Annotated in this window: 8 protein-coding genes; 6 read left to right on the plus strand and 2 right to left on the minus strand. The window is 64.8% G+C overall.

Annotated elements, in window-relative coordinates:
* Nucleotides 1–84 precede the first annotated feature (84 nt).
* The 4 genes from ACFY2Z_RS24790 to ACFY2Z_RS24805 all read left to right on the plus strand — a co-directional run bounded on the left by ACFY2Z_RS24790 (nt 85) and on the right by ACFY2Z_RS24805 (nt 3,249).
* Complete coding sequence (locus ACFY2Z_RS24790) at nt 85–834, plus strand: hypothetical protein (RefSeq protein WP_390746290.1); 750 nt, start codon at nt 85–87, stop codon at nt 832–834.
* Nucleotides 831–1,658 (plus strand): nucleic acid/nucleotide deaminase domain-containing protein, encoded by an 828-nt coding sequence (locus tag ACFY2Z_RS24795; RefSeq protein WP_390746291.1) that lies wholly within the window; start codon nt 831–833, stop codon nt 1,656–1,658. The genes ACFY2Z_RS24790 and ACFY2Z_RS24795 overlap by 4 nt, the downstream gene beginning before the upstream one ends.
* 39 nt (nt 1,659–1,697) lie before the next feature.
* Entirely contained in the window at nt 1,698–2,270 is a 573-nt protein-coding gene (locus ACFY2Z_RS24800; RefSeq protein WP_390746292.1) for an SUKH-4 family immunity protein, read from the plus strand.
* A gap of 388 nt (nt 2,271–2,658) precedes the next feature.
* Nucleotides 2,659–3,249, plus strand: a complete 591-nt coding sequence (locus tag ACFY2Z_RS24805; RefSeq protein ID WP_390746293.1) for a hypothetical protein — start codon at nt 2,659–2,661, stop codon at nt 3,247–3,249.
* Nucleotides 3,250–4,158: 909 nt separating this feature from the next.
* Here ACFY2Z_RS24805 and ACFY2Z_RS24810 read toward each other — a convergent pair.
* Complete coding sequence (locus ACFY2Z_RS24810; protein ID WP_390746294.1) at nt 4,159–4,458, minus strand: hypothetical protein; 300 nt, start codon at nt 4,456–4,458, stop codon at nt 4,159–4,161.
* Between the two features lie 118 nt (nt 4,459–4,576).
* Here ACFY2Z_RS24810 and ACFY2Z_RS24815 point away from each other — a divergent pair, with 118 nt between their 5' ends.
* Nucleotides 4,577–4,807 carry a hypothetical protein gene (locus ACFY2Z_RS24815; protein ID WP_390746295.1) on the plus strand — a complete coding sequence of 77 codons (231 nt, stop codon included), beginning with the start codon at nt 4,577–4,579 and terminating at the stop codon, nt 4,805–4,807.
* Nucleotides 4,808–4,846: 39 nt separating this feature from the next.
* Here the strand turns inward: ACFY2Z_RS24815 and ACFY2Z_RS24820 are convergent, their stop codons facing one another.
* Nucleotides 4,847–5,392, minus strand: coding sequence for a hypothetical protein (locus tag ACFY2Z_RS24820; protein WP_390746296.1), 546 nt, complete (start codon nt 5,390–5,392; stop codon nt 4,847–4,849).
* A gap of 110 nt (nt 5,393–5,502) precedes the next feature.
* Here ACFY2Z_RS24820 and ACFY2Z_RS24825 point away from each other — a divergent pair, with 110 nt between their 5' ends.
* Nucleotides 5,503–5,826 (plus strand): DUF6378 domain-containing protein, encoded by a 324-nt coding sequence (locus ACFY2Z_RS24825; RefSeq protein WP_390746297.1) that lies wholly within the window; start codon nt 5,503–5,505, stop codon nt 5,824–5,826.
* Nucleotides 5,827–6,000 lie beyond the last annotated feature (174 nt).

The following is a 6,000-nucleotide window of genomic DNA, read 5'->3' on the forward strand; positions in this document are numbered from 1 at the left end:
CACGGGCAGCGCGTGCGTTTCATTGTCGAATCTTTGCCCTACCGTGGTGTCGAACGAACACATCCGCGCGAACCTGGTTGAGTCATGGCCGACTTGACGGGGAGTAGAACGTTGGCCCTTGAACTACCTGAAGAAGTCGTCTCGTTACTTCAGTTCATCGGTATCAACTGGCCGAACGTGAACGAGGACAAGGTGCGGGAGTTCGCCGAGCACATACGCGACTTCGCCAGGAAAGTGGACGAGACCCACCAGGACTCCACGGCCACCATCAAGAAGATGGCTGACGTGTACCAGGGCCCCTCCTACGACGCGCTGCTCACCAAGTGGGGGCAGATGTCGAACAGCCACATGTCCGAGTTGCTGACCGCCTGCAACACCGTAGCGACCGCGCTGGACATAGCTGCCGACGTCATCGTGGGCATGAAGGAGGCCGCCATTGCGGAACTCGTGGTCTTGGCTGCATCGTTCGTGGCGGATCAGGCGGCCGCCGTCGCCACCCTCGGACTTGCGGAGGCCGCTGAGGCGCTGATCGTGGAGGCGGCGGAAAAGACCGTTGACTACCTTGAGCAACAGTTGGGGCAATACATCATCGGCGAGGTCATCGAGGCGGCCGTGGAACCGCTGGTGGAGGTGGTCGGGCGGGCGGTGAGCGGACTGGTGTTCCAGGCGGCGGAGTCGGCGGCGGGTGTCGGCGGCGGCGATGCGGGGACGGGTTTCTCCATTGACCCCGAAGGGGTGCACGCCCGCGCGGAGTTGATGCACGGTCACGCGGAGAAGGTGGCCGCGCACGCCGAGGAGTTCAAGTCCAAGCTGGCGGGGGTGAGCTTCGAGTGACCAACCAGATCGTCAAGGCCCTGGAGCACGCCGCGGAGAAGACCGGCAAAGCCATCGGAGAGGACGCCGGCAAGGCCGTCAAGGATCTCTATCACGACACCGGGAAACGGCTGAAGAGGGTCGCGGACAACCACCTCGAGACCGATGCGAAGCACGCGGCGGAGCTGGAGCGGATCGCCAAGCGTCCCAGAACCGAGGAGACGCCGGTCTACCACATGGCCGACGACGGAAGCATTCGCCGGCTGAACTCTGACCGCTCCCACTCGGACCTGACGGACGCGGACCGGGCGAAGCTCGGGCTCGACAGCACCTCCATCGGACGTCCGGTCAAAGGTGAACAGAACGCCAAGCTGAAGGACAAGAGCGAGGGGCGCACTGATCCACGGCCGAAGGCATCATCCCAGCAGGTTCCGCTGGGCAGCACCGACCTCTCCCAGGCCACCCAGCTGGCCCGCCACGCGGATCGCAGTTACGGCACTCACAACAAGGACGGAGAGTTCACGAGTAACAACTACGCGGCCGCGCGGGTGCGCAGCGCGGACGGCAGCGGAGACTTTATTCTCGTGGCCCGGAGCAATGGGCGCCGGCACTCCGAGCGGATGATCGGGACACCGTTCTTGAGAGAGGGCGAACCGGCCCGAATACGCCATCTCTATACGGAGCGAGAACCCTGTAGTACAGGGGCAAATTGCAGCTCATGGATGGCGGAGAGATTCCCGGGAACCGAGGTGAGTCATAGCGTCGAATACGGCGACAAGGCATCCAGAGAACGCGGGAATGCCATCATGGAGAGCTATCTTGACCAGCTGAAACTGAGCAGATAAGATCTCGTGAGTTATCTACTTTCGGTGAGATTAGGATAAATGAGTAGCAACCTCAGTCGTGGCATGCTCGAGACGGTGTTCGACCCGGGCGAGCTGATCAGGTCACCGGAGACCATTCTCGGGCCCGTGTCGGACGCGGATGCCCGGGATGTCCTGGGAACGCTGGGTATTCCGGTCTGGGAGAACCCCTGGTTCGACCTGGATGACGGGATCGGCGAGCGACTGGAGCGGGTCGCGGAGTGGGACGGAGCACTCTCCGACCGTTTTGACCGGGTCCCGCCGGGGGTGGACGGCTGGATCGGTCTGGGAATGATCCCCTATGACGATATCGCGTTCGACCCGGATACCGGCAAGGTCTACTGTCTGCCTCAAGACAAAGAAATCTATCTGCTGAACAGTGGGCTGCGGTCATTTGTTCACTTCCTGTACCTCCTCAAGGCTGAGAGTCCGAACTATGACTGGGAATCGCATGGAAAGGAAGAGCTTGAGGCTGTGCGCCTGCGCATCCAGGAAGAGATGAGTTCCGTGGATCCGGCCGCTCTGGAGAACCCGGATTCCTGTTGGTTCGAAGTCCTCACCTACATTGTGGACCCGGAACATCACTTCGAGTGAGAGAGCGCGGAATCGGTGACTGACGACGGACACGTTCGGAACTTCGGGCCGGAGCTTGCCGGACTTTCCGTGCCGGTGCAGGTCGGGCCCTACTTCGTGACCGATCACAGCGACCCGGTGCACCTGGGCGAATACGCCGCCTCAGCCGGGCGCCGCGTGTCCCGTCCCCCCGCGCCCCTCGCGGTCGGACGTGCCGAACCAGGACCGGCGGGGAGGTGCAGGGAAATGATCAGTGGGAACCGACGTAATTCGCTGACCTGCTGGAACGCTGCGCGTACCTGATGGAGATCCCAGACTGGCGTGTGATGCGCCCTCGCGAACCTCTGCGCTGGCGGTAAGTCAGGTAGGACAATCCTTGTGACTGGCCGTTACGGAGCGGGAGGGACTTATGGCGCAGGCTGGCCCGGATGTTCTCATCGAAGAGTTATATCGCCGTCGCTTCTGGATCGACAGGGCCACACTGACCAGAAGGCTGGATGAGATTCGCGCCGACAACACCGCCCAGGATGGTCTGGACGACCTGCTGCGCCTGTACGCAGCGGTCTACCAGACAGGCTGGAGTGAAGTCCTGGGGCATCCGCTCTTTGCTCATGTCGATCATGAGGCGGCGATGCGCCGCGTCCCGCCGGGAGCGGATGGCGAGAGCACTCTCCTGGTGGCGGTGGCAACAGCCGCCCTTGTCCCTTTCATCCAATCCATCGCCACAGCCGCCGGTAGCCGGGCTTTTGAGGAGGCCCGTACCCGCGTGGCCTCACTGTTGGGCCGACGGCAGAACGCCCGAGACTTTCCCGCGATCACTATCCATGAGGACGAGGCCGGGCTAAGCTTCGTCGTTCCATCAGGCCTGCCGATCAAAGCGCTGGAAGCTCTCGCTGCCGCGGACCTCGAAGCTCTGGCCGTCCCCGATGCGCGAGGGCGGACCGTTGTGATCTGCTGGGATAGGTACAGTGACACGTGGGTCCGTGAAGTCCGTGACTGATAAATCTCAGTGAGGGGTGCGGGTTCGCGACGCCCATCAGCACTCCAATCGCGATGATGATCAAGAGCAGGTAGAACTTGCCCTTCAGGCTCATCGGCAGGAGGAGCCGGGGTCGTTGGCCTGGCGACGGCACTTCTCGGCGCGGGCCTTGGCCAGGGCCGCCCGGTGCGCTTCCTCGGCCTGGGACGTCGAGACGGCGACGATCCTCCACCTGCGCGTCGTGGACGTGCTCCGGCTCGCATGATGCCCGGCGGCGGGGCTGCTCCGGCTCGGCACGCCGGTCCGGGTCGTACCTGTCCAGCCCCCAGCGGCCGGCCAGTTCGGCGCGCTGGGCGTCCCGAGTCAGCTCGGCCTCCCCTGGGATACGGGCGGCCTCGCGGCGCCGTTCCTGCTCGCGCGGATGTCGCGTTCCGCCCCGTGGCGAGCGCGGCCGCGACGGACGAGGACGAGGGCGGGAGCGGGTCCCCATGCGGGAGGCGGGCCGACCATGCTCACCCGGCTTGACGAAACAGATAGGGGCACCCCTGGCTACCACTCGTAGAAGCCGTCGGCCGGCAGGAAGCAGCGTCGTCAACTAGTGCGCATCGCCAGCGTGAGTTGACGGTCAACAGGGAAGAGGCCTCTCCGCCGGGAGGGGCCTCCCCTTTAGTGATCGAAGTGCTCAATCACGTACTGCCAGATCGCCCTGGCCGCCAACGCCACGCTCAAGCGCCCGGCGAAGGCGCGGATGAGCCGCTTCCAGCGGGTGTTCTGTTCGCCCACTTTCATCACCTCCCAACCGGGCCCCGCTCAATGGACCGGCCGTAGGACGGCCGCCACTGCAAGGGGTAACCCGGCTGGGTCGCTCCAGGTTCGCACAAGACGCCCCGAAAGGGCGAGAGTTGGGCGACTTCTGACATCCGGGAGCCATCACATGAAGCCGGCCTCGATCAGTCCGAAGTCCGGGACGACGCGGAAGAAGATCGTCCCGTTGGCGTCCTCGTAGACGCCCTCCGGCCAGTCCTGCGCCTCCAGGCGCTCGACAAGCTCCTCGCCGCCCTGCGCCATCACCCGCGCCCGGTCGCCCGCCCAGATCACCACCAGGTAGACCGTCCCGCACTCGCACTGCTGATAGAAGGCCAGCTCGCTGTTGAGGCGGATGGCTTCCTCGTGCAGTGCCTCCGGGTGGTAGATGACGTGGCCTTGATCGCACACCTTCAGCTCAATCACGCACGGAGTGTCCCACCTTCACGACCCCCGGAGAGCCATGAGCAAGAAGCACACCGAGCCCAGCGAATGAGGCGAGCAGTACGACCGCGCCGCCGCCAGTGAACTGCGCGGCGAGCCGATGGACGTCAAGCTCGTCCACCTCACCAACGGCACGGAGACCATCGTCGAGCTCCGCATCCCCCACCTCGGCGGATCCGCCGGCGTCGGATACGCCCGCCGTCGCAAGGGCGAGAAGCGCGACCCCGAGCTGGGCATCGCCCTCGCTGGCTACCGGGCCCTGGCGGACGCTGCCGAGCGTGCCCGCGAGGACGGAGCTAGGCGCTGGCCCGGCTACTTCCCCGAGGCGTAATTCGCCGACGACGATCCCAGCCCGGTCGCGGAGACGCCTTCAGAAGCCAAGCAGGTAGTGGGAGACGAGGATCGACGCAACTCCGACGACCAGTGCCACCACCGTTCCGAGTACGATCTCGCGGCGTCTGGCGTTGCGTTCCAACTCCTCCAAGCGCGTCCTCAAGGCCCGATCGAGGTAGGCGTCGACCGCTTTGGCCTCTTCCTCGTCCAGAGCAGCGCGTCGCACCGCATCCTCGGAGCGGCGCTCAGCATCTGCGGTCTGCTCTGCGAGTTTCTGGATGATCACCGAGCGCAGTTTGACCTCGGCCTGCAACTCATCCAGGAGTTCCGCCGCATCTGCCAGCGCCTCGCTCACCTGCTGCGCACGAACCTCAAGCGGCGCCCCCGCCGGACCGAACCGCTTAAGCAATCCATCGGTCAGCTGATCGGCGTAGGGAAGCGGCAAGAAGAACCGAGTCCACTTCAGCCCCAGAGCCATCCCCTCTGCGACGGCCTCCTTGAGGCCCATCCTATGGGCCCCATCCGCAGGCTCATCTCGCGTGGCTACGAAGGGCTCGCCGTCCTCCGTTTGCTCCGTCGTCATGCGTGACATTCAACCGCAACCCAAGCCCCTCGTTCCGGCGATCAGCGAGAAGAGAGACGCCGCCCCCGAGGCGTGATTCCCCGAAACCAACGACCCCGCGAAAGAGGACGATGGCGGATCACGAGCACTGCCCCGACTGCGCCTGCTGCGGCCAGAAGCCCAAGCCGCTCACCGTCGAGCAGGAGGCGTCCGCCATCACCCGTGAGGGCGACCATCAGCGCATCTACGGCCACCCCCGCGACGACTACACCCGCACCGCGGCGATGTGGTTGGCGATCCTCGGCACCGAGGTGACCCCGGAGAAGGCCGTGCTCTGCATGGTCGCTCTGAAGATCTCGCGCCTGTGCCACACCCCGGAGCACTGGGACAACCTCGTCGACCTCATCGGTTACGGCATCGTCTACGACCGGATCGTCCGCGAGGACCCGGAGTAGGCCCTGTATGACCACGGCTGGGCGAACTGGTGGGACTTCCTCGACCAGCGCCCTCTTGATCGATCTATCTCGGGCCCCGGGGTCTGTGTAGCGAACGGTGGAACTCGGTCGGTTTCGTTCAGCGGCGTCCGGCGGTGAGCCGGCCGTCGAAGGTGATGTCGAAGGCTTGGAGTG

The organism is Streptomyces sp. NPDC001222, from assembly GCF_042896945.1.
GTDB classification, from domain to species: domain Bacteria; phylum Actinomycetota; class Actinomycetes; order Streptomycetales; family Streptomycetaceae; genus Streptomyces; species Streptomyces gibsoniae.

Coding starts and splice junctions, on each gene's coding strand:
- ACFY2Z_RS24790 (WP_390746290.1), top strand. CDS start 85: ATGGCCGACTTGACGGGGAGTAGAACGTTGGCCCTTGAACTACCTGAA.
- ACFY2Z_RS24800 (WP_390746292.1), top strand. CDS start 1,698: ATGAGTAGCAACCTCAGTCGTGGCATGCTCGAGACGGTGTTCGACCCG.
- ACFY2Z_RS24805 (WP_390746293.1), top strand. CDS start 2,659: ATGGCGCAGGCTGGCCCGGATGTTCTCATCGAAGAGTTATATCGCCGT.
- ACFY2Z_RS24815 (WP_390746295.1), top strand. CDS start 4,577: ATGGACGTCAAGCTCGTCCACCTCACCAACGGCACGGAGACCATCGTC.
- ACFY2Z_RS24820 (WP_390746296.1), bottom strand. CDS start 5,392: ATGACGACGGAGCAAACGGAGGACGGCGAGCCCTTCGTAGCCACGCGA.
- ACFY2Z_RS24825 (WP_390746297.1), top strand. CDS start 5,503: ATGGCGGATCACGAGCACTGCCCCGACTGCGCCTGCTGCGGCCAGAAG.